This window comes from Shimia sp. MIT910701, from assembly GCF_047126315.1.
Classification (GTDB): Bacteria; Pseudomonadota; Alphaproteobacteria; order Rhodobacterales; family Rhodobacteraceae; genus Shimia.
In genome coordinates, this window is sequence record NZ_CP138953.1 from 2,275,239 (window position 1) to 2,296,304 (window position 21,066).

General features: G+C 58.5%; 25 protein-coding genes. 18 read left to right on the forward strand and 7 right to left on the reverse strand.

The window, feature by feature from the left end; all coding sequences use genetic code 11:
* Positions 1-73 precede the first annotated feature (73 nt).
* From SIB38_RS10860 to SIB38_RS10915, 12 genes are all read left to right on the forward strand, one after another.
* Positions 74-1,354 (forward strand): DUF3422 family protein, encoded by a 1,281-nt coding sequence (locus SIB38_RS10860; RefSeq protein ID WP_294113768.1) that lies wholly within the window; start codon positions 74-76, stop codon positions 1,352-1,354.
* A 252-nt stretch (positions 1,355-1,606) separates the two neighbouring features.
* Positions 1,607-1,888, forward strand: coding sequence for an integration host factor subunit beta (gene ihfB / locus SIB38_RS10865; protein ID WP_294113766.1), 282 nt, complete (start codon positions 1,607-1,609; stop codon positions 1,886-1,888).
* 3 nt (positions 1,889-1,891) lie between these two features.
* Positions 1,892-2,242 (forward strand): LapA family protein, encoded by a 351-nt coding sequence (locus SIB38_RS10870; protein WP_294113764.1) that lies wholly within the window; start codon positions 1,892-1,894, stop codon positions 2,240-2,242.
* A gap of 39 nt (positions 2,243-2,281) precedes the next feature.
* Positions 2,282-2,926: a phosphoribosylanthranilate isomerase gene (locus SIB38_RS10875; RefSeq protein WP_294113762.1), complete on the forward strand. Its 645-nt coding sequence runs from the start codon at positions 2,282-2,284 to the stop codon at positions 2,924-2,926.
* A 257-nt stretch (positions 2,927-3,183) separates the two neighbouring features.
* A complete protein-coding gene (locus SIB38_RS10880) occupies positions 3,184-4,023 on the forward strand; it encodes a LysR family transcriptional regulator (protein ID WP_294113761.1) in 840 nt (279 codons plus the stop codon).
* Positions 4,024-4,083: 60 nt separating this feature from the next.
* Positions 4,084-4,449: a hypothetical protein gene (locus SIB38_RS10885; protein ID WP_294113759.1), complete on the forward strand. Its 366-nt coding sequence runs from the start codon at positions 4,084-4,086 to the stop codon at positions 4,447-4,449.
* Between the two features lie 71 nt (positions 4,450-4,520).
* Complete coding sequence (gene trpB, locus SIB38_RS10890) at positions 4,521-5,774, forward strand: tryptophan synthase subunit beta (RefSeq protein ID WP_294113758.1); 1,254 nt, start codon at positions 4,521-4,523, stop codon at positions 5,772-5,774.
* 190 nt (positions 5,775-5,964) lie between these two features.
* Positions 5,965-6,174: a hypothetical protein gene (locus tag SIB38_RS10895; RefSeq protein WP_412550132.1), complete on the forward strand. Its 210-nt coding sequence runs from the start codon at positions 5,965-5,967 to the stop codon at positions 6,172-6,174.
* Positions 6,175-6,211: 37 nt separating this feature from the next.
* Positions 6,212-6,463 carry a hypothetical protein gene (locus tag SIB38_RS10900; protein WP_294113755.1) on the forward strand — a complete coding sequence of 84 codons (252 nt, stop codon included), beginning with the start codon at positions 6,212-6,214 and terminating at the stop codon, positions 6,461-6,463.
* A gap of 152 nt (positions 6,464-6,615) precedes the next feature.
* On the forward strand, positions 6,616-7,188 hold the full coding sequence (locus SIB38_RS10905; RefSeq protein WP_412550133.1) for a hypothetical protein: 573 nt from the start codon (positions 6,616-6,618) through the stop codon (positions 7,186-7,188).
* Positions 7,189-7,315: 127 nt separating this feature from the next.
* Positions 7,316-7,876 (forward strand): hypothetical protein, encoded by a 561-nt coding sequence (locus tag SIB38_RS10910; protein WP_412550134.1) that lies wholly within the window; start codon positions 7,316-7,318, stop codon positions 7,874-7,876.
* Between the two features lie 36 nt (positions 7,877-7,912).
* On the forward strand, positions 7,913-8,404 hold the full coding sequence (locus tag SIB38_RS10915; protein ID WP_294113750.1) for a helix-turn-helix transcriptional regulator: 492 nt from the start codon (positions 7,913-7,915) through the stop codon (positions 8,402-8,404).
* Between the two features lie 50 nt (positions 8,405-8,454).
* On the opposite strand, the gene SIB38_RS10920 is transcribed toward SIB38_RS10915, so the two are convergent.
* Positions 8,455-8,775 (reverse strand): antibiotic biosynthesis monooxygenase family protein, encoded by a 321-nt coding sequence (locus tag SIB38_RS10920; RefSeq protein WP_294113748.1) that lies wholly within the window; start codon positions 8,773-8,775, stop codon positions 8,455-8,457.
* A gap of 105 nt (positions 8,776-8,880) precedes the next feature.
* A complete protein-coding gene (locus SIB38_RS10925; RefSeq protein ID WP_412550135.1) occupies positions 8,881-9,264 on the reverse strand; it encodes a DUF2237 family protein in 384 nt (127 codons plus the stop codon).
* A 127-nt stretch (positions 9,265-9,391) separates the two neighbouring features.
* On the opposite strand from SIB38_RS10925, the gene SIB38_RS10930 reads away from it, so the two are divergent.
* Positions 9,392-10,756, forward strand: coding sequence for an FAD-dependent oxidoreductase (locus SIB38_RS10930; protein ID WP_294113746.1), 1,365 nt, complete (start codon positions 9,392-9,394; stop codon positions 10,754-10,756).
* A 12-nt stretch (positions 10,757-10,768) separates the two neighbouring features.
* On the opposite strand, the gene SIB38_RS10935 is transcribed toward SIB38_RS10930, so the two are convergent.
* The gene (locus SIB38_RS10935) at positions 10,769-11,686 is read right to left on the reverse strand and encodes a LysR family transcriptional regulator (protein ID WP_412550136.1); all 918 of its coding nucleotides are present in this window, start codon (positions 11,684-11,686) and stop codon (positions 10,769-10,771) included.
* A gap of 122 nt (positions 11,687-11,808) precedes the next feature.
* Between SIB38_RS10935 and SIB38_RS10940 the strand changes: the two genes are divergently transcribed.
* Both SIB38_RS10940 and SIB38_RS10945 read left to right on the forward strand, forming a co-directional pair.
* Positions 11,809-12,735 (forward strand): SDR family NAD(P)-dependent oxidoreductase, encoded by a 927-nt coding sequence (locus SIB38_RS10940; protein WP_412550137.1) that lies wholly within the window; start codon positions 11,809-11,811, stop codon positions 12,733-12,735.
* A gap of 29 nt (positions 12,736-12,764) precedes the next feature.
* Positions 12,765-13,139, forward strand: a complete 375-nt coding sequence (locus tag SIB38_RS10945) for a DUF4345 family protein (protein ID WP_294113743.1) — start codon at positions 12,765-12,767, stop codon at positions 13,137-13,139.
* A gap of 64 nt (positions 13,140-13,203) precedes the next feature.
* Here SIB38_RS10945 and SIB38_RS10950 read toward each other — a convergent pair whose 3' ends face one another.
* The 4 genes from SIB38_RS10950 to SIB38_RS10965 form a co-directional block, all read right to left on the reverse strand.
* A complete protein-coding gene (locus SIB38_RS10950) occupies positions 13,204-14,370 on the reverse strand; it encodes a serine hydrolase domain-containing protein (RefSeq protein WP_294113742.1) in 1,167 nt (388 codons plus the stop codon).
* A 71-nt stretch (positions 14,371-14,441) separates the two neighbouring features.
* A complete protein-coding gene (locus tag SIB38_RS10955) occupies positions 14,442-15,479 on the reverse strand; it encodes a DUF2332 domain-containing protein (protein ID WP_294113741.1) in 1,038 nt (345 codons plus the stop codon).
* Positions 15,476-16,192 carry an aminoacyl-tRNA hydrolase gene (gene pth, locus SIB38_RS10960; RefSeq protein WP_294113739.1) on the reverse strand — a complete coding sequence of 239 codons (717 nt, stop codon included), beginning with the start codon at positions 16,190-16,192 and terminating at the stop codon, positions 15,476-15,478. The genes SIB38_RS10955 and pth overlap by 4 nt, the downstream gene beginning before the upstream one ends.
* A gap of 60 nt (positions 16,193-16,252) precedes the next feature.
* A complete protein-coding gene (locus tag SIB38_RS10965) occupies positions 16,253-17,350 on the reverse strand; it encodes a fatty acid desaturase (RefSeq protein WP_412550138.1) in 1,098 nt (365 codons plus the stop codon).
* 388 nt (positions 17,351-17,738) lie between these two features.
* Here SIB38_RS10965 and SIB38_RS10970 point away from each other — a divergent pair, with 388 nt between their 5' ends.
* The 3 genes from SIB38_RS10970 (at position 17,739) to SIB38_RS10980 (ending at position 20,877) form a co-directional block, all read left to right on the forward strand.
* Complete coding sequence (locus SIB38_RS10970) at positions 17,739-18,743, forward strand: DctP family TRAP transporter solute-binding subunit (protein ID WP_412550139.1); 1,005 nt, start codon at positions 17,739-17,741, stop codon at positions 18,741-18,743.
* An 89-nt stretch (positions 18,744-18,832) separates the two neighbouring features.
* Positions 18,833-19,498 (forward strand): TRAP transporter small permease, encoded by a 666-nt coding sequence (locus SIB38_RS10975; RefSeq protein ID WP_294113732.1) that lies wholly within the window; start codon positions 18,833-18,835, stop codon positions 19,496-19,498.
* A complete protein-coding gene (locus SIB38_RS10980) occupies positions 19,498-20,877 on the forward strand; it encodes a TRAP transporter large permease (protein ID WP_294113731.1) in 1,380 nt (459 codons plus the stop codon). Before SIB38_RS10975 ends, SIB38_RS10980 begins: the two co-directional genes overlap by 1 nt.
* Positions 20,878-21,066: the final 189 nt, after the last annotated feature.

Sequence of the window (21,066 nt, forward strand, 5' to 3'; positions counted from 1 at the left end):
AAGTTGTTGAAAAATCACAAAAACATTTACTTTTGGGCGCGGCGGGGTAAGTTGGCGCGATCAGGAGAAAAGCATGTCCGCCATTCAAGACCATCCGCTGCGCTACAAATTGGCCAATGAGCTGCACGCGCGTCCGTTTCCGACGTTGAGCGCGCCGTGTCGGGCGGTCTATATAGCCTGGCGTATTCCGCCAGACCAAGTGGGGGTGGATACGGCGGCGGAGCTGGATCATCTCTTTGATCTGTTGGACCGCTACGGCGCGCCACATCCGCAACCGGGTGCAACGCATTTCACCTGCCAGATTGGGCGGGACACGTTGAAATGGGAGCAACATGCGGAGTTCGTGACCTACACGATGTTTTTGCCACAGGTGAGCACGCGGGCGTTTGATCCGGCGGACCTGGATGTATTCCCGGAGGACTGGCTGGCGGCGGCACCGGGGCAGCGGGTGACCTCCGCAATGATCCGTGTAGAGAACATGCCGAGCGATGAGCAGATGATCTCCCAGATCTATGAGTGGTTCCTGCCAGAGACCGTGGCGGCGAACTATGTGCTGGACCGCACCTGTGTGGTGGCCACGGATTTCCGTATTGCCGCCAACGGGCATCAGAATATGGCAGTGTTTGTTGCGCCGGAAACCGGGGCGCGGCGTGTGGGCCGTGTCGTACAGCGGTTGTGTGAGATTGAGACCTACAAGTGTATGTCAATGCTTGGGTATTTCCGAGTTAAGGCGATCTCGCGCGAGCTCGGGGGCTTGGAGACAGACGCGGGCCGGTTGATGGGGCATCTGCGCAGTGATCAAGGAGACGCGGCAGAGACGTTGCAGGCACTGTTGGAGTTGTCCGGCGATGTTGAGCGGCTGATTGCGGATACGTCTTTCCGGTTTGGTGCCACGGGGGCCTATGAGAAGATTGTGCAGCAGCGCATCAAGATCCTGCGCGAAGAGCGCTTTCACGGACGCCAGACATTTAGTGAGTTTATGACGCGGCGCTATGATCCGGCGATGCGCACGGTGAACCACAGCGAAAGCCGGTTGCAGTCGTTGGCGGAGCGGGTCGGGCGCGCGGCGCAGTTGTTGCGAACCAAAGTGGAAGTAGCGCGGTCCGCCCAGAACCAGGCGCTGTTGGAGAGCATGGACCGGCGGGCGGATTTGGCGTTGCGCCTGCAGGAGACTGTTGAGGGGTTGTCCGTTGTGGCGATCAGCTACTACGCGGTCTCGTTGGCGGGCTACCTAGTCTATCCGCTGGCGACACCTTTGGGCGTGAGCAAAGGCGTGGTTTTGGCGGCGCTGACGCCGGTGGTGGTACTCGGAGTCTGGGCCATGGTGCGGCGGATCAAGGCCAAGATGCACTGACTCCGGTGATTTGGCTTTTTGTTGCGAATCAATGGCTTCTCTGCATCGCGGCGAGACGGGTGACGCAGGGTCGCATCGACCTTCAGGGCCAGAAAATGCAGGTTTCACAGGCGGCTGTGCCGGAAAAATCGTTGAATTGAGCGGATTTCCACCAAGCGAGGGGGACAATTCGTTTCCGTTCTTCAGGTTTCTTCTTATAGTCAAGAAGATGCACGCGAAAAGACCTGCACGCCCTCAGGGAGATAGACACCGATGATCCGTTCGGAATTGATTCAGAAAATTGCAGACGAAAACCCACACCTCTACCAGCGCGACGTAGAGCGCATCGTGAATACGATCTTTGAAGAGATCACAGAAGCGATGAGTCGTGGCGACCGTGTTGAGTTGCGGGGCTTTGGCGCGTTCTCCGTCAAGCAGCGTGACGCCCGCGTTGGGCGCAACCCGCGCACAGGTGAATCGGTGGAAGTGGAAGAAAAGCATGTGCCGTTCTTCAAGACCGGCAAGCTTTTGCGGGATCGTTTGAACGGAAAGTAAGCTATGCGCTACATTCGCTATGCATTTCTCGGCGGCTTGGCCGTCGTGTTGATTGCGGTTGCTTTGGCAAACCGTGACTTGGTCACTTTGACCTTGCTGCCCGCTGTGGCAGAAGAGTGGTTTGGGATCAACCATGCGGTACAAGTGCCGCTGTTTGCGGTGATCTTTGGCGCCATTGTGGTGGGTCTGATTGTGGGCTTTGTCTGGGAATGGCTGCGTGAGCACCGCCACCGGGCAGACAAAACCAAGGCGGAAAAGGAGCTGCACAAAACGCAGCGTGAGGTGCGTCGTCTGAAAGGCCGCGAGGCGGAGAAGAAAGACGAGGTGCTGACGCTTTTGGAAGAAGCAAGCTGAGCGCTTTGCTTTGACCGGAAGGTCGGGTAGGTCCGGACCATGGATATTCGTGTCAAAATTTGCGGGCTAAAAGAGCCCGCCCATGTGGCTGCGGCTGCGGAAGCGGGCGCGGCCTATGTTGGCTTTGTCTTCTTTGAGAAGTCACCGCGTAACGTCGGTATCGCGCAGGCGCGGGATTTGGCTGTCGAGGCCCCCGTGGGCGTGGCTAAGGTTGCGCTGACCGTGAATGCGGATGATGCGTTTCTGGACAAGCTGGTTGAGACCGTGCCGCTGGATATGTTGCAGCTTCATGGCAGTGAAAGTCCGGAGCGTGTGGCCGAAGTTCGTGCGCGGTTTGGGCTGCCGGTGATGAAGGCAATTGGCATTGCAGATGCCCAAGATGTTGCCAAGATCGACACCTATGGGGCGGTCGCGGATCAGTTGCTGGTGGATGCCAAACCGCCCAAAAATGCGGATCTGCCGGGCGGCAATGGGTTGTCGTTTGATTGGCGTCTGGTGAACCGCAAATACTGGCCGCGTCCCTGGATGCTGGCGGGCGGATTGACCGCCGACAATGTGGCCGAGGCGGTCAAGATGACTGGTGCGCGGCAGTTGGACCTGTCCTCAGGTGTCGAAAGCGCGCCGGGGGTGAAGGACATCGGTATGATCCGTGCCTTTATGAAGGCGGTTGAAAACGCGTTGTGAGGCGCGGCGCGGGTCGCGCAGCCAGAGTTTCAGAAGAGCAAAGCGCCGCAGTTGCCGGCGCTTTTTTAATGCGTGGGCCTTGGCGCGGAAGATCTCTTGTTCCTTGGCGTAGCTGGACAGGGGCTGTGACTCGTTTGGGCGGCTGGGGAGGAGATAGTAGTTCATCGGAAAAGCCTCACATTGGGATTTGGCTTGACCACATTGCCGATTTTAAGCTTCCATTATTAGAGCGCTTAAATGAGAGTTTGATTTCAAAAATGGAACAATTGCCGCCCCTGGACGATTTGACCCTGTTTGTGGATGTGGCCCGGGAAGGGGGCTTGGCCGGAGCCGCGCGGCGTACGGGCGGCACCGTTCCGACAATCAGCCGAAAGATGACGGCGTTAGAGCGGCAGCTGGGGCGTAAGCTGTTTGAACGTGGGCCGCGCGGCTATGCGTTGACCGCTGAGGGGCGCGCAGTTTTGGAGCAGTTGCAGGACCTTAAAGAAATTCAGGCGCGGCTGACACGCAGTTTGGGGCAACCGGATGCGGTGCGTGTGCGGGTGACGGCAGGAGCCTGGACCGCGTCGTATCTGGCGCGGCGGCTGGGAGAGGTCTGGCGCAAAGACGACCCCTGGCGGCTGGAGTTCGTTGAAAGCACACGCATGTTGGATATTGCGCGGCGAGATGCGGACATCGGCATCCGAAGCCGGAGACCGGATCAACCTTGGCTGGCGGGGCGGCGCACATCAAAAGTCGAGTTCGCGATTTATGCGGCATCAGACGATGTGAGTGGATTTGTGGCACTCAGTTCAGATGGGCCGCTGACGCCATCAGTGCGTTGGGTGCGGGAAAACCATGGGGATGAGATCATCACAACCGCCTGCGAAGAGGGCACATTGGTGGATTTGGCCGTTTCCGGCGTGGGCCGCGTGGTGATGCCCACGTTTGTGGCAAATGGCATACCAGGGTTGACGCAAGTGGCACCGGTGATTCCAGAGCTCTCCCATGATGAGTGGCTCGTGTGCCATCATGAGGCACGACATGATCCGCCTATTCGTGCGGCGTTGGAGGCGGTGGCGCGCCTGCTGTCCCAAAAAAAGACTTCTGCAGGATAAGGTTGGATTTGGTCCGCTGGTTGATGCGAAACGTATACTCTTCGATTGGAGAGGGTCGGAATGTATCTAGTGGCGATTGGGGCTGCAAAGCTGCTCTATTGGTGGGACAATCCCAGGTTTGCATTGATCACTGCACTGTCGCTAAGACAGGCGCGGCGGGCACCGGGAAATTTGCGCGCATCTGTTTTTCCTCATGCGGGGCATTACTTCTCTCTTACCGTGTGGCAGCATCCAAGTGACATGCAGGCTTTTGCCTCATCGGGCGCCCACAGGTTCGCCTTAAAAATGGCAGATCGGTTGACTGAGACGTCCCGCTTTCATGTCTATGCCAGCCCCAAAATGCCTACTGTTTCCAACGCATTGGCTGCGTGGCACCAAGCGCTGCCTGCTGAACTGGCCAGAACCTTGCGTGCAGCCCCAGTTTAGGGCGCAGATTTGGGTGGCAAAAACCACTGCGCAGGCCTAAGAACAATTCAAACACCGTGGGAGAGACGCCTATGTCCAACGATCTTTTCAACAGCTTCATGACCGGTCCCGACGAAAATGGCCGGTTTGGCGATTTTGGTGGGCGGTTTGTCAGTGAAACGCTGATGCCGCTGATCCTTGATCTGGAAGCGGAATATGAAAAGGCCAAAGATGATCCGACCTTCTGGGCGGAGATGGACGATTTGTGGAAGCACTATGTGGGCCGTCCCAGCCCGCTTTATCATGCCGCGCGTATGACCGAAGAGCTGGGTGGTGCGAAGATTTATCTCAAGCGTGATGAGTTGAACCACACTGGCGCGCATAAGGTGAACAACGTGCTGGGCCAGATCATTCTGGCGCGGCGTATGGGCAAAACCCGGATCATTGCAGAAACAGGCGCAGGACAGCACGGTGTGGCCACAGCCACCGTCTGTGCGAAGTTTGGCCTGAAGTGTATCGTTTATATGGGCGCGCATGATGTGCAGCGTCAGGCCCCAAATGTGTTCCGTATGCGCCTTTTGGGCGCGGAAGTGGTGCCGGTGACCTCTGGCCGTGGCACGTTGAAAGACGCGATGAACGACGCGCTGCGCGATTGGGTGACCAACGTGCATGACACTTTCTACTGCATCGGCACCGCAGCGGGCCCGCACCCGTACCCAGCGATGGTGCGTGATTTCCAGTCGATCATTGGTAAAGAGGTACGCTGGCAGCTGGAAGAGCAGGAAGGCGAAGGCCGTCTGCCGGACACTGTGATTGCGGCGATTGGTGGTGGGTCCAACGCGATTGGTTTGTTCTACCCTTTCCTTGATGAAAAATCGGTCAACATCATTGGGGTTGAGGCCGGTGGCCGCGGTGTGAATGACAAGATGGAGCACTGCGCGTCGCTGTCTGGCGGTCGTCCAGGCGTGTTGCATGGCAACCGCACCTATCTCTTGCAGGATGACGATGGCCAGATCCTTGAGGGCTATTCCATCTCTGCTGGTCTGGACTATCCGGGCATTGGGCCGGAGCATAGCTGGCTCAATGACATTGGGCGCGCGCAGTATGTGTCGATCACCGACAAAGAGGCGCTGGAAGCGTTCCAGTTCTCTTGCTCGATGGAAGGTATCATTCCGGCGCTAGAGCCAAGCCACGCGCTGGCGCATGTGATGAAGATCGCGCCGACTTTGCCGAAGGACCACATTCTGGTGATGAACATGTGTGGCCGTGGGGACAAAGACGTGCAGACCGTGGCGCGGCACTTGGGTTTTGACATGTCCGACACGGAAGGCCGCAGCGCGGACTAAACTGGCTGACAATGGGATTGCTAAGAGCGCTCCTTCGGGGCGCTCTTTTTTGATGGGGTAGGGCGCCTATACGAAAGTGCGTTGGCGTGACCGGATGCACGGCGGTTTTTGCCTGAGATTTGATCACCATGGAGAGAGCGGCGGCACGTGTCGCCAGATCAATTCGCCTTCTTTTGAGAAAGGAAACTCCATGCCCAATTTGAACAATGCACAGTTGCTGCCGTCAATGATGTCCAGAGCGAAACAGTTGGCAGAGCGTATTGTCGCCTCGATACAGGCACAGGGTTATCTGAACATTGAATACATTCTGACCGAGCGGCAGCTCAAAATTGTGGCCAGCAAGACCGATGGCACGCCCCAGACAGCCTATGTCATGCTGCCCAGTTCGACGGTGCATTAGGGGGGTATCAAGTTGGTGCATGTCGAAGGAGGACATCATGCCGGTGAAGCGACGCCCTAGATTGCGATCCACATTCGAGGACGTAGGCAAAGCGCAGCTGCCTATTTTGGTTGCGCGGTCACACGGGCCTGAAGAGGTTGAGGTGGTCTATTCCGAGTATCGGGTGCGGCTGCGCGGGGGCGCGGCGCTTGGTCAACAGGTGTTTGCGAAAACCGGGTTGGGCGAGGTTGCAGTGGATCAGACAGGGAAGCCGCCGACCGCGATGCGGACCCGGCGGTTTGTGCTTTGAAAGGCCTCTAAACCTAAGTTTAGGGGCCTAAACGCGGGGCGGACGGGGGCTGATTTAAACTTCAAGGCAATGGAGATGGCACAGCACGGTTGGGATGCAGGATGGGCCTCGCCGCAGGAGATCCTGTGGCCCTAACCGACAAAGGACATATGATGACCCGTCTGCTATTGACCTCCACCGCCGTTGCGCTTGGCCTGTCGACCACTGCATTTGCGGATTCCTTCAAAAGCCGCGTTGAACGCTCGTTTGAGCGCGCGGGCTACACCGATGTGATCGTGACCGTTGAGGACGGTGTGTTGACCGTGCGTTCTAACAAGGACGGCCTGTCAATCGAGAGCCTGTATAAGATCGCGGGCGAAGAGCTTCTGCGTCACGGCGTCTACGATGAAGAGGACGATGACGACGACGATGATGATTATGACGACGATGATGACGACGACGACGATGACGAAGATGATGACGACGACGACGATGACGAAGATGATGACGACGACGATGATGACGATGACGACGAGGATCACGACGACGATGATGATCACGATGATGACGACGACGAGGAAGAAGACGATCGCGACGAAGAAGATGAGCGCGATGACGACCATGGCGGAGAAGACGACGACCGTGGGGAGGATGATGACGATGAGGACGGCGAAGACGAAGACGACGACGACGGCGACGATGATGATGAAGACGACGATGACGACGAAGATGAAGACGACGACTAAGGCAGGGTCCTTGGTTTTGATTGCGGCGTGATTGTCTTGGGGCTTCGTGCTAGAGCTTGCGAAGACCCCTCACCGCAACCCACCGGCGCTGACTTTGGTCGGCGCCGGTATTTGTTGGATTAAACGTATGAAAAAAATGGTCAAAAAGATCCCAGTTCTTGCTGTGGCCAGCCTGTGCCTGGCGTCGCCTGTGCTTGCCGATGGACGGGTGGATGCCATCACGCGGCAGCTTGCCAATCAGGGCTTTGGGGAGATCAAAATCTCGCGGACGTTTCTGGGGCGTGTGCGGGTGGAGGCGCTGCGTGAAGGGCGCGAGCGCGAGATTATCTTTAATCCACGCACGGGCGAAATCCTGCGGGACTATTGGGACGTGGATTCCGAGGGCAACGGGGGCTGGTTGCTGGGCACGGATGCGCGGCGCGAAGAAGAGCGCGACACGCGCAGCCGGGACCGCCGCGAAGAGGACGACGATGACGATCGGGATGATGACGATCACGATGACGATCGGGATGATGATGACGATCACGACGACGATCATGATGATGACGACGATGATCACGATGATCACGATGAAGACGATGACGACGATGATCACGATGACGACGATGATCACGATGACGATGATGATCGCGACGACGATGACGATGATCACGACGACGATGATGACGACGATGATGATGATGATTGAAGGTAGCAGTGTGGCATTCGGTAAGGAGCAAACTGCGTGAACCGGCCGGTGCTGCTCTTTGCGCTGGTGGCGCTTCAGGGCGCCTGTGCGTTTTTCTTCGTTGCCGACATTACTTTGACCGTCATTGGGGCCCGGTCTGCGCCGATCAGTTGGCAGACGCGGGAGCTTTTGGAGGTTGGGGCTTCGCTGGGGCTTATTTTGGGCGTGGTCCTTGGCTGGCTGGCCTTGCGACGGACCTTGGCCCAAAAGGCACAGGCAGAAGAAAGCCTGCGCAGCGTGCAGAGTGCGTTTCGCGAGCATCTGGAGGCGACGTTTGAGGCCTGGGCGCTGACTCCGGCGGAGCGGGATGTGGCGCTGTTCACCATCAAAGGCATGTCAATTCAGGAGATCGCGGGGTTGCGCAACACGTCAGAGGGCACGGTGAAAGCGCAGAGCAATGCGATTTATCGGAAGTCCGGTGTGAGTGGACGGGCGCAGTTGCTCAGTCTGTTTCTGGATGACCTGTTGGCGGAGGATGCCGAGGACTAGGGGGCTTGTGCGGGGCAGCGGCTGCCCCGCACTTTATTTGGCAGTCGGCTTTAGCTTTCCTGCAGAATGGTCTCAAACCCTTCAAATTCTGGGTGACCCAGAATGGCGCCTTTGCTGCGGCTGTCGCCGGCATTGCGGTGGGACGCGCGGAATTGTTCTGATTTGGTCCAAGCCTCAAAATCCTCTTTGCTGTCCCAGAGCACGTGGCTGGAATAGAGGGTGTGGCCTTCGCGTTCAGGGCCTTTGAGCAGACGGAATTCGCGGAAGCCTTTGAGCTCTTTCAGGCGGCTTTCGCGGCTGCGCCAAACGTCTTCGAAGTCAGCTTCGCGGCCTTCGGCAATTTTGAAACGGTTCATGGCGATGTAGCTCATGGTGTTACCTCTCTCGCGGGGAATTGGGTGGTGAGGGAGAGCTGGCTGACCGTGCGCTGGTTGGCTGGCAAATCCGAGGCATATGACGCCTGAACGCCAGGAAGGTCAACCGGTTTGGCTGATGCCGTGTTCCTGCAAAATCCGTAGTGGTACAATGTCGAGCGCGCGCAGGTGGGTGGCGGCCAAATTGACTTTTGGGGCGCAGCCCTCGTCATGCGCTTGCAGGAACCGGGCCGCACAGAGGCACCAGGAGTCGCCCGGTTTGAGGCCTGCAAAGTTGAATTCAGGACGCGGGGTGGAGAGGTCGTTCCCGACGTATTTGGAGTAGGCGAGAAACTCTGCCGTCATGACGGCGCAGACAGTGTGGCTGCCTTGATCTTCGGCGCAGGTGTTGCAGGCGCCGTCGCGAAAAAAGCCGGTCAGCGGATCGGTGGAGCAGGCGGCAAGCGTATCGCCAAGCACGTTTACGGAAGCAACTTTTTCTACCATGTCAGTACCTTGGCACGGTTGGCGACAGGCAGGCAACGCTCAAGCGCCTGTGACGGTGCGGAAAAATTTAAATGATCATTCAAGTTTTGATTGACGGGCGTGGTGCGCGTGGCAAAGCATGACGTTTATGAAACAGATTCTTGAACCCGCCCGCCAGATTGATGTGATCCATGAAACCGAGGTGTTGGTTGTCGGCTCCGGACCCGGTGGGTTGTCGGCGGCGCTGGCGGCGGCGCGGGCGGGCGTGGAGGTCACGCTGGTGGAGCGGTTTGGCTGTTTTGGCGGCAATATCACTGTGGTCGGCGTGGAGGGCATGCATTGGTATCGCCATGAGCAGACCGTGGAGAGCATGGGCATTCCCAAGGAGTTTGAGGATGCGGCCAAAGAGGCGGGCGCGGCGGTGCCGGAGAGCCAATCGCTGAGTTACGAGATTGACAGTGAGGGTTTCAAGCTGGTGGCTGATCAGATGGTCGAAAAGGCCGGTATTCACCCGATGCTTCACCGGGCCTTTGTGGCGCCGATCATGGAAGGCGATGAGATCAAAGGCATCATTACTGAATCCAAGGCCGGGCGCGAAGCGATCCTGGCGAAGGTGGTGATTGATGCCACCGGGGATGCGGACATTGCGCATCGGGCGGGGGCCCCGTGCCAAATGGCGCCGCGCGAAGACCTGATGGCGGCTTCGGTGATGTTCCATCTGGCCGGGGTGGACAAGACCGCGTTTATGGAGGGGATCAAAGCCGATCCGCAGACCTACGCCGATTGGGGCGGCGGCGGGGAGTGGAACATTGAGACTTCGGGCAAAGAGGACGAGATGTTCTCGCCGTTTCTGCATAAGCCGTTTGCGCAGGCGATCAAGGCCGGGCTGATCCCGCCGCATTTGAACACGATCGCGGGCACCTGGGGCGCGATGCATGACAGCGGTGAGCTGACCTATATGAACCTCGTGCATCTGGCGGGGATTGACGGCACTGATCCGGACAGCCTGACAGCGGGCGAGATTGAGGGGCGCAAGCAGGCGATGCTAGCGATTGAGGCGCTCAAACGGTTCATGCCGGGGTGCGAGAACGCGCGGCTGCGAAACTTTGGCATGAGCCTGGGTATTCGCGATACGCGCAAGGTCGACACGGTCTACAGCATGACCGAGCTGGACGTGCGCGAGCAGGGGCGGTTTGAGGACAGTATTGGGATTTTCCCTGAGTTTATCGACGGCTACGGCATTTTGATCCTGCCGACCACGGGGCGGTATTTTGAGGTGCCGTATCGCAATTTGTTGCCGCAAGGGGTGAAGAACCTGCTGGTGTCCGGCCGTGCCACGGCGGGACACAAGGTGGCTCATGCAGCGACGCGCAACATGGCGTGCTGTGCGGTGATCGGGCAGGGCGCTGGCGTGGCAGCGGCTTTGAGCGTGCAGCAAGGACGGGCGCTTGATGACCTCAACATTACGGATATTCAGGCTGAATTAACCCGACAGGGTGCGCGGGTGCATTGACCGCTTCGGGCCTCACAGAGGGGCTGTGCCGGAGACCCAGAACTCGTTGCGGCGGGCGGTGACGCGCTCGGCCAGAAAGTCGACAAACAGGCGCACACGGGCTGTGTTGCGCAGGTCGCGGTGCAGGAGCAACCAGATGCTGCGGTAAGGCAGCGGTTTCTGGAACGGGGCGCGGATTAGGTCAGGGTGGCGGTCGCCTAGGTTGCAGGCGAGATAGGCCATGCCGAGACCGGAGGCTGCTAGGGTGATCAGGGGCACCAATTCGGACACGCGGTGTTTGAGCGTGGCTTTGGGATAATGGCTATCGCTGAGCCAGCGGGCGGTTAGGGCTTCTTCGGGCTCGTGCCAACCGATAAAATGCAGGCCTTCGCCCTGATTGTCCCTTACGCGTTCGGCGTATTGGCGCGAGCAGTAGGCCGCTCGGGACATCTGCACAAGTTTGCGCCCCACCACATCGTCGGTCACATCTGTCGCCACGCGCAGGGAGACATCCGCCTCGCGGCGGGTCAGGTCGCGGACGTCATTGGTGAAGTTGAGATTCAGGGTTATGTCCGGATAGCGCTCGGCAAAGGCGGTGAAATCTTCCATCAGCGAGGTCATCGCCAAGCCGTGGAGCAAGGTGACGTAGACCGTGCCGGTGGGCTGTGTGTCCCGCCCGACAATCACGCGCGAGGCGGCGGTCATTTCCTGCTCGACCCGTTCGGCGTGGGGCAGGAGGTCTTCGCCAACTTGCGTGAGCACCAGACCGGATTTGGAGCGGTCAAACAAGCGGCTGCCGACGCGCTCTTCCATCACAGCGATGCGGCGGGTCAGTGTGGTGTGATTGACCGTTATGCTGTCGGCTCCGCCGCGCAGTGTGCCGGTGCGGGCAACGGCTAGAAAGTATTTCAGATCGTCCCAGTTGAGGGCGTGGCTTTCTTGTTTTGACATGTGTCAGGTGTTTCATTTTTGAACCTCTGTGTCCAGTTTTTCCCGGATACACGTCAAAAATGATCGTCGCTACCTTGGTGTCACAGAGTGAAACGTACAGTCGGAACCAAGGAGCCTGTCTTATGAAACCTATTCAGTCCGTTATGATCACCGGCGCGAATGCCGGATTGGGCCGCGAGGCGGCGCGGCAGTTGGCGATGCGCAACGGGATCGAGAAGATCTACCTCGCCTGCCGCAATCAGGAAAAAGCCGATGCGGCGAAGGCCGCGCTTGAGGCGGAGACCGGCAAGCGCATTTTTGAAGTGATCCCCATGGATGTGTCCAGTCCGATGTCGGTGCGGGCGGCCGTTGGCAAAATGGCCGCGCCTGTGGATGCGCTGATCCTGAATGCGGGCGGGACTGGGGGCAAAACTCCGCACGCGCTGACACAAGTCGGGGTGACCCATATTTTTGCGGCCAATGTGCTAGGCCATGTGGTGCTGGTGGATGAGCTGCTGGAACGACAGTTGATTACCTCGACTGTGTTGTATGCTGGCTCAGAGGCGGCGCGGGGCATTCCCAAGATGGGCGTGGCCAAGCCAGACATGCGCACATCTTCGACCGAGGAGTTTGTTTCGATTGCGGATGGCAGCAAGTTTGGCCCAAAGGCCGATCCGCTGGATATTTACGGCACGATCAAGTTGACCGCTGCGATGTGGATGGGGGCGATGGCGCGGCAGCATCCGCACATTCGCTTTGTCACCATGAGCCCGGGCGGCACCACCGGCACCAATGGCATGGATGACCTGCCGTTTTTGAAGAAGGTGTTCTTCAAATATGTCGGTGGCACGCTGATGCCGTTGTTCGGGATGATGCACAGCGTTGAGACTGGCGCGAAGCGCTATGTCGAGGGACTGCTCAATGACCGGTTTGAAAGCGGGCATTTTTACGCCAGCCGCGAAGGCTCCCCGACCGGACCTGTGGTGGATCAGGCGAAGATCGATGCCTCGCTCGCCAACACGCAATTCCAGGACAACGCCTTTCAGGCTGTGCGCCGGTTTGCGGCTTAATCCCTCTCAGATATCAAAGGAGACTTAAAATGGACGTTCTACTGCAAATACTCGTTGGTCTTGCGACTATTATGTTGTTGGGGCTGGGCACGATGTCGATGTTTGCCCCGCGCCGGATGTTGAAGAACTTTGCGCTTGAGCCCATCGGCGTGGCCGGGTTGAGCACGGTGCGCTCCGTGGTGGGCGGCCTGTTTCTGACCAGTGTGCTGTTGCTTGGCTACGGGTTGGCGAGCGGGCAGACCGAGGGCTTTCTGGTCGTTGCGTTGTTGATGGGCGTTGTCGCCGTGGGGCGCGTGGTTGGCCTGATCGCGGATGGGTTTGACAAGGCGGTGATCCCGCCGCTGATTGTCGAGCTGGTGATCATTGCGGTGTTGGTGCCTGCACATGGTCAGCCGGTGGTGTGATTGCTTGCCCCCCGGACATGAAAAGGCCCGCCGGAGTGGCGGGCCTTTTTTTGTTTTGGCGTCGTTAGCCGCCTGCCGTTTCGGCAATTTCGCGGAAGAGGGCGATGTTGCCATCGGTCACGCCGCTTTCCTTAAATTTACGGTCGGCGGAGTTCACTGCGATCACCACGCCGTGCGGGCGGTTGATGTAGATGTATTGGCCGTAGACGCCGATGCCGAAGAACTCGCCGTCGCGCGGGTCTTTGGGCATCCACCATTGGTAGCCGTAGTGCAGATTGCCGTCCTTGGTGTTGGCGCTGGGCACCGTGGCGGCGGCGAGCCAGTCGGCTGGGACCACTTGGGTGCCGTTGTATACACCCTCCTGTAGGATCATCTGACCAAAGCGGGCGTAGTCGCGGGTGCGGATGTTGAGACCGCCAAGCACAAAGGCCACGCCTTCGCCGTCGGTGACGTAGTAGGGGTCTTGTTCATAGCCGAGTTTGGAAATGATTTTCTCAGACAGCAGGTCGGGAATAGAGCGGCCGGTGGCGCCCCGGATGACCATGCCCAAAACATGGGTGTCGATGGAGACATATTGGAACTGTTTGCCAGGTTCGACGAAAGTTTCGGTGAGACCCGCAGCAAAGCCGTCCATCGTGCCGCCCATGGCAAGGACGCGGCCCATGCGGTTGATATCGCTGTTGAAATCCAGGTAGTCCTCGTCAAAGGTCACGCCTGAGGACATTTGCAGCACATTTAGCACGGTGGCGCCATCATAGGCGGTGCTTTTCAGAAGCGGGGCGTAGGTGGTGACCTGTTCGTTGATGTCGATATGGCCTTCCGCGACGACGATGCCCATCAGGGACGACAGGTAAGATTTGGCCACTGACCAGCTGATCCGCAGGTCTTCGGGGCTGGTGTCCTGATAGTAGCTTTCGTGCACCTTCTGGCCGTCCTTAAGCACCACCATGCCGGTCACGGCGCGCTCCTTAGTCCAGCTGTCAAAGCTGGCGGGCATGGTCATGTCGGTGCCGTTGGGCAGGGCGCTGACCGCTGCGTCGCCTTTGGCAATCCCGGCGGAGAGGAAGAGCGTATTCATGCTGGAGAAGTTGGAGACAATCTTCTCCTCGGAGAACAGCGAGTTCACTGCCAGCAGGCGGGTGATTTCCTCGCGTTTGAGTGCATAGACGGTCAGCGCGGCCAGGATCAGCATCAGTAGAATGCGGCCAAGCCATTTTCCAAAGGTGCGCATGTGTGGGGTCCCCTCCCTAATTTTGTTGGACGGAGTTGAGCATTAAGCGGTGGTGGGCGGCAACGGTGACGTTAGGGGAGTTTGGTGGGTGCTTGCCATTCCACCCAGCGCCCATGGAAGTCGGCGCGGCCCAGAGGGATCGTGTGATTGCCCGGCCAGAGGCGCAGGGTTAGCGCGGCACCGTGGGGTATGTCGTCTGCCTCGTAAGACAGCCACGCGAGCGGCGCGGCCTCGGTGGCCTTTTCACCGGCTGCTTCCATCAAAGCGGTGCCGTGGTTTTGGCGCTTTTCCGGGAAGTATTGCCAAGCCACGGTGGAGTAGACCATGTGCAGCTCGCCCACGTTTGGTGCGGACAGGCGATGGTCCAGCCAAGAGATGGCGTCGTCTTGGTCGAGACCTGCTGTGTTGAGTGCGATCGCTGCTTGGGTGCGGTGCAGGCGCTCTTCCTGATCGGCCCAGAGATAACTTTGCAGGCGCAGGGCGTCTTCAGCGTTGGCGCTGTTGAGCGGATTGAGATCCACGCCGCGGCGGTTGGAAATGGTGACGCTTGCTTGTGGAGGGAGCGGGCCGGTCCAATCGGGGGATAGGGCCACTGTGCTGTGTGGGCCGTAGCCTTCACCGACATCGAGGTGGAACTGATCAAACATCAGGTTCAGGCCGGCGGAGGCGCCCAGTTCGGAAAGCTTGATGGGCAGGCCGAAGCGATCCGCCAACAGATGCGCGGTGGCGATGAGAACGGCGGCGCGGCGCACCTCGTTGGTTTGAGGCGCGTGGGTGATCCAATCGGTGAGGAAGGCGTCGTGGGTGCGCAGCGCGGTCAGGACAGCGTTTTGTAGGTCGGCGCCCTCGCTTTTGTTGGGCGGGTAGACAGCGGTTAGGTCTTCGTCTTTGCCTTGCAAGACCAACGCATGCAGGCCGCCAGCGATCCGCAGTGGCAGGCTGTGGCCTTTGGGACTGATGTCGCCCTCAAACGTAGCACATTTGGCGGCGAGGGCCGTGTCCTCTGGCCAATGCGTTGCGAGCAGGCGCAGCAGCTGGCCCATAAACGGGCTGTCGAGCGCTTCGCAACTCTCGGCTTGCGACAAAAATGCAGCCTGTAGTGCGCTCACGAGAATTTATCCATGAGTTTTTGCAGGGGGCTGCGGTTGTCCTCAGCGGGTTTTGGCGCAGGGGCTGGTTTTGCTTTAGACGTGTCAGCCTTGGTCTCAGGCGTGGTTTTGGTGTTTGGATTGCTTTTGCCGGTAGAAGGGCGCGGCGGGTTGAGGCGCATGGCGACTGCGTTGGAAAACTTGGCGGTGTCGCCCTCGGCAAGATGGGCCGCGCCGTCGGAAATCCCGCGCAGCATGTCATCAAGCCAGTCCTGATCCATCTTGTGAAAATCATGCAGCACATAGCGGCTGACCAAATCCTTTTGCCCCGGGTGGCCAATGCCCATGCGCACCCGGCCATAGGCCTCGCCGATGTGCTGATGGATGGAACGCAGACCGTTGTGACCGGCGTGGCCACCACCCATTTTGTACTTTAACTTACCGGGTTTCAGATCAAGCTCGTCATGAAACACTACAACATCGGCGGGGGAGAGTTTGTAAAACCGCATGGCTTCGCCAACGGATTGCCCGGAGAGGTTCATGAAAGTTTCGGGCTTAAGCAGGAGCACCTTTTCGCTGCCCAAACGGCCTTCGGTGAGCGCGCCCTGGAATTTGCCTTTGAAGGGTGCAAAGCCGTGATCGGAGGCAATCTGATCCATCGCCATAAAGCCGATGTTGTGGCGGTTCTGCGCGTATTTGGAGCCCGGATTGCCAAGGCCAACAAAGAGTTTCATGAGGTCTGCTCGCGTAAGTTTCTGCGGCGCAATATAGCTTTGCCGCTGGGGAGAGGCAAATCACTCGGCTGGGGTGGCCTTCTCGCCTTGGCAGCGGGAGAGGTGGTCTTTGTCGTGTAGCTTGAGTTTGCGGGAGGCGGTGAAGTCTTGTCGCACGTGGTCCCACCAGGCGCCAAGATAACTCCGCTCCGCCTCGGCGTGAAACACTTCCGGGGCAGTGCGGTGCAGGGTTGGCAGGCGGGTCCAGGGCACGTTGGGGAAGGAGTGGTGCTCGTTGTGGTAGCCGGTGTTGAACAGCAGCCAATTGATGGGGCCATAGGTGGAGCGCGTGGGGTTCGCATCGTCATCGCCGGGATGTTCGGTGAGCGATTGACCCAGGTTGGAGATGCCCAATTTGCCAAGGAAGAAGGAGAGCGACCAGAGGTGGTAGAGCAGGGCCCATGGACCCAGCAATACGAGCATTATGATGTTGGAGAGCGCGGAGACCACGATGTAAGGGCGCATTTCGGTGGAGGTGGCGGAGGTGCCGGTGAAACGCGGCTGCGGGTCGCGCACGGGGCGGCCGGAGGCTTTGGCGTAGAGCGGTGGCAGGATTTTGTCGGCGATGAAGATGGAGCCAAGTGGCAGTGCGTGCAGGACGAGCGTCAGGGCGGTGAGCAGTTTTTGCAGCACGGGATGGGTGCGGCCAATGGCAAAGCGGGCTTGCAGGGCGCATAGGTCCTCGTGTTCGTAGTCGTTGTCATAGTCACCGACAAAGGGATGGTGGCTGGTGACGTGCTGGTGTTGGTAGGTGAGCTGTTTGCCGTAGGAGGTCAGGATGAACTCCAACCCAAGATCAAAGGCGAGCTTTGGCGTGGGGTCGCGGAACACCAGCTTGTGGCAGGTTTCGTGAATGAGGCTGGCGGCAGAGTGGTAGACCAACTGTCCAATCAGAAAGGCGGTGAGGCCAATCACCCAGATCGGTTGACCGGACACCAGCCAGGCGATGCTCCAGTGCACCGCCAGCAACACCGGTAGTGCCAGGGTTGTGAGCGGTTGTGTGCCGGACAGTGCCGCCAGTTCAGGATGCGCCGCCAGCGCAGCTTTGCGCATCTCGTTGTGGCGGCGGGACTGGGGCGAAATGCCTTTCGGGCGCGAGGGCTGGGCTTGGGCGGTCATCACAAAAAAGGCTCACAAAAAATCGATGCCTTACCCTGGCGCGGCCCAAAGGTGGGGTCAATGACCGGGCTTCTTCTAATTTCAAATATCCCGGGGTGGGCGCGTTGGAAGTGCGCCTGGGGCGCGCATCTGCCCAGCAGAGTCGCTGTGCGGTTTTCCGCACAAGTCCCAAAAGCGCTGTGCGGGAAATCGCACGGGTGATGGTTTTACGCGCCGGGTGGTCTACCACGTTTTTGGCATAACCATCTGCAAAGAAACAAAATAACGCAGAGATAGGCGCAAAGATAAAGAAACTGTTGAGCGGGCTTTCGCCGACAGTCACAGTTTTGTCATCGCACGCTTTAGGGGCGTGAGGAGGACATCGGACAAATTCTGGGAGGAAACCGATATGAAATTTCTGACAACTGCTGCCACCGCGCTGGCGCTGACCGTGACCGGGGCGAGCTTTGCGTCCGCAGCTTGTGACGACGGCGAGATCGTTGTGAAGTTCAGCCACGTGACCAACACTGACAAGCACCCCAAAGGGATTGCCGCGTCGTTGCTGGAAAAGCGCGTGAACGAAGAGATGAACGGCAAGATGTGCATGGAGGTTTTCCCGAACTCCACGCTCTACAACGACAACAAAGTTCTGGAAGCGATGCTGCAGGGCGACGTTCAACTGGCCGCACCTTCGCTGTCCAAGTTTGAAAAGTTCACCAAGCAGTTCCGCCTGTTTGACTTGCCATTCATGTTCAAAGACGTGGCCGCTGTGGACGCGTTCCAAGCGTCTGACAACGGTCAAGCGATGCTGGACAGCATGCAGCGCCGCGGCCTGCAGGGTCTGGGCTACTGGCACAACGGCATGAAGCAGATGTCCGCAAACGTGCCGCTGAACGTGCCTTCGGATGCCAACGGTCTGAAGTTCCGCGTACAGTCTTCTGACGTGCTGGTTGCACAAATGGAAGCCATGGGTGGCTCCCCACAGAAGATGGCCTTCTCCGAAGTGTATGGCGCGCTGCAGCAGGGCGTTGTGGACGGTCAGGAAAACACCTGGTCCAACATCTACGGCAAGAAGTTCTTCGAAGTGCAGGACGGTGTGACCGAAACCAACCACGGCATTCTGGACTATTTGGTTGTGGCTTCCGTGGACTGGCTCGACAGCCTGCCAGCGGATGTGCGTGAAGAATTCCTGACCATCTTCAACGAAGTAACCGCCACCCGGAACGCAGAATCCTATGCGGTGAACCAAGCGGCGAAGCAGTCCATCATCGACGCCGGTGGCACCATCCGCACTCTGGGCGCGGCACAGCGCGAAGAGTGGGTAAACACCATGAAGCCGGTATGGGACAAGTTCTCCGACGATGTGGGTCAAGAGAACATTGATGCGGCACAGGCGATCAACGCCTCCATGTAAGTCTTTGACTTAACTTAAAATCACAGAGCGGGCGGGCCGCAAATGGCCCGCCCGTTTTGCAAACAAAAACACTCACGGGACGCGGGACAATGCAAACCAAGCATACCTTTGTGGACCGGATTGAAGAAACGCTGATCGCGTTTTTTCTGGGCATGATGACATTGATTACCTTTGCCAATGTGATTGCCCGGTTCGGTTTTAACTCCAACATTCTATGGGCCTTGGAAGCGACCGTCTTCCTGTTTGCCTGGCTGGTGCTTCTGGGCGCCTCTTATGCGGTCAAGAAACATGCGCATCTGGGCGTGGATGTGATCATCAATATGGTCAGCCCGGCCGTGGCGCGCATCATTGGCCTGATCGCGGCGGCGGCCTGTCTGGCCTATGCGGTGCTGATGCTGAAAGGCGCCTATGACTACTGGGCGGTTTTTGCAGACCTGCCGCCAACCTCCGGCCGCTGGTTCCCGACCGGGTTTGCCGAGAAGTTCCGCAGCCAGTCCTTCTATGAGGTGCAGGACGTGCCGATGATTGGCATGTTCCAGTTCCTTGAGGACCTGATCAACTACGGCGATGAGTACGAAAAGCTGCCCAAAGTGGTGCCGTATATCGTGCTGCCAATTGGCATGCTGCTGCTGACCTATCGCTTCTTCCAAGCGACCATGCAGATTTTCCGCGGTCAGACCGACCGTCTAGTGGCGAGCCACGAGGTGGAAGACGAAATTGAAGAAGTGCGTGCACTTCAAGGGGAGCACGACTGATGGAAGTTGTTCTACTATTCTCCATGGTCATTGGCCTCCTGCTGATCGGTGTGCCGATCGCGGTGTCCCTTGGCCTCAGCTCGATCCTGTTCTTGCTGTTCTTCTCTGATGCCACATTGGCCTCGGTCGCAGGCACGCTGTTTGAAGCATTTGAAGGCCACTTCACCCTGCTGGCGATCCCGTTCTTCATTCTGGCGTCGTCCTTCATGACCACAGGTGGTGTGGCGCGGCGGATCATCCGCTTCTCCATCGCCTGTGTCGGCCATTTGCCGGGCGGTTTGGCGATTGCGGGCGTATTTGCCTGTATGATGTTTGCGGCCTTGTCTGGCTCCTCGCCCGCAACCGTTGTGGCCATCGGCTCCATTGTGATCGCGGGCATGCGTCAGGTGGGGTATTCCAAGGAGTTTGCTGCCGGTGTGATCTGTAACGCGGGTACTTTGGGCATCCTGATCCCGCCGTCCATCGTGATGGTGGTCTATGCGGCGGCTGTGGAAGTCTCCGTGGGCCGGATGTTCCTTGCGGGTGTGATCCCGGGCCTGATGGCAGGTCTGATGCTGATGATCACCATCTACGTGATGGCGAAGGTCAAGAACCTGCCAAAAGGAGACTGGCTGGGCTGGGGCGAGATCTTTGCCTCCGGTCGCGATGCTGCCTTTGGCCTGTTCCTGATCGTGATCATTCTGGGTGGCATCTACGGCGGTGTGTTCACACCTACCGAGGCGGCAGCTGTTGCTGCGGTCTATGCCTTCCTGATCGCCTGCTTTGTCTACAAAGACATGGGGCCATTGGCGGCGGAGAACAACGGTGGCCAGAAAGTCTCCCTGTTCAAAAAGCCTTACGCGTTGCTCACGGCTTTTGTGCATGGCGACACCAAACATACGCTGTTTGAAGCGGGCAAGCTGACCATCACACTGCTGTTTGTGATCGCCAACGCACTGATCCTGAAGCATGTTTTGACCGAGCAGCAAGTGCCGCAGCAGATCGCAGGTGCGATGCTGGACGCGGGCTTTGGTCCGGTGATGTTCTTGATTGTGGTGAACGTGATCTTGCTGATTGGTGGGCAGTTCATGGAGCCATCTGGCCTCCTGGTGATTGTGGCGCCGCTGGTGTTCCCGATTGCCATTGAGCTGGGCATTGATCCGATCCACCTGGGCATCATTATGGTGGTCAACATGGAGATCGGGATGATCACGCCGCCGGTGGGGCTCAACCTGTTTGTGACTTCTGGGGTTGCCGGGATGCCGATGATGTCTGTGGTACGCGCGGCGCTGCCGTTCCTCGCAGTGCTCTTCGTCTTCCTGATTATGGTGACCTATATTCCATGGATTTCGACATTCTTGCCGAACACCTTCATGGGACCGGAGATCATCACCAAATAGCGCAGGTGAGTAAACGGAGCTCGACCGCGCGCTTTGTTCAGATGAGATGAGAGGCGACGCTCCACATGGGGCGTCGTTTCTTTTTGAAAGGGTGTGGGCAGGGAAATTTGCTGAGAAGCGGTTCAGGGGCAGGTGTGCCCTGAACGCACCGTATCCAGGGTGAGTTTTGAGCGGCCCGCGTCAAGGCCA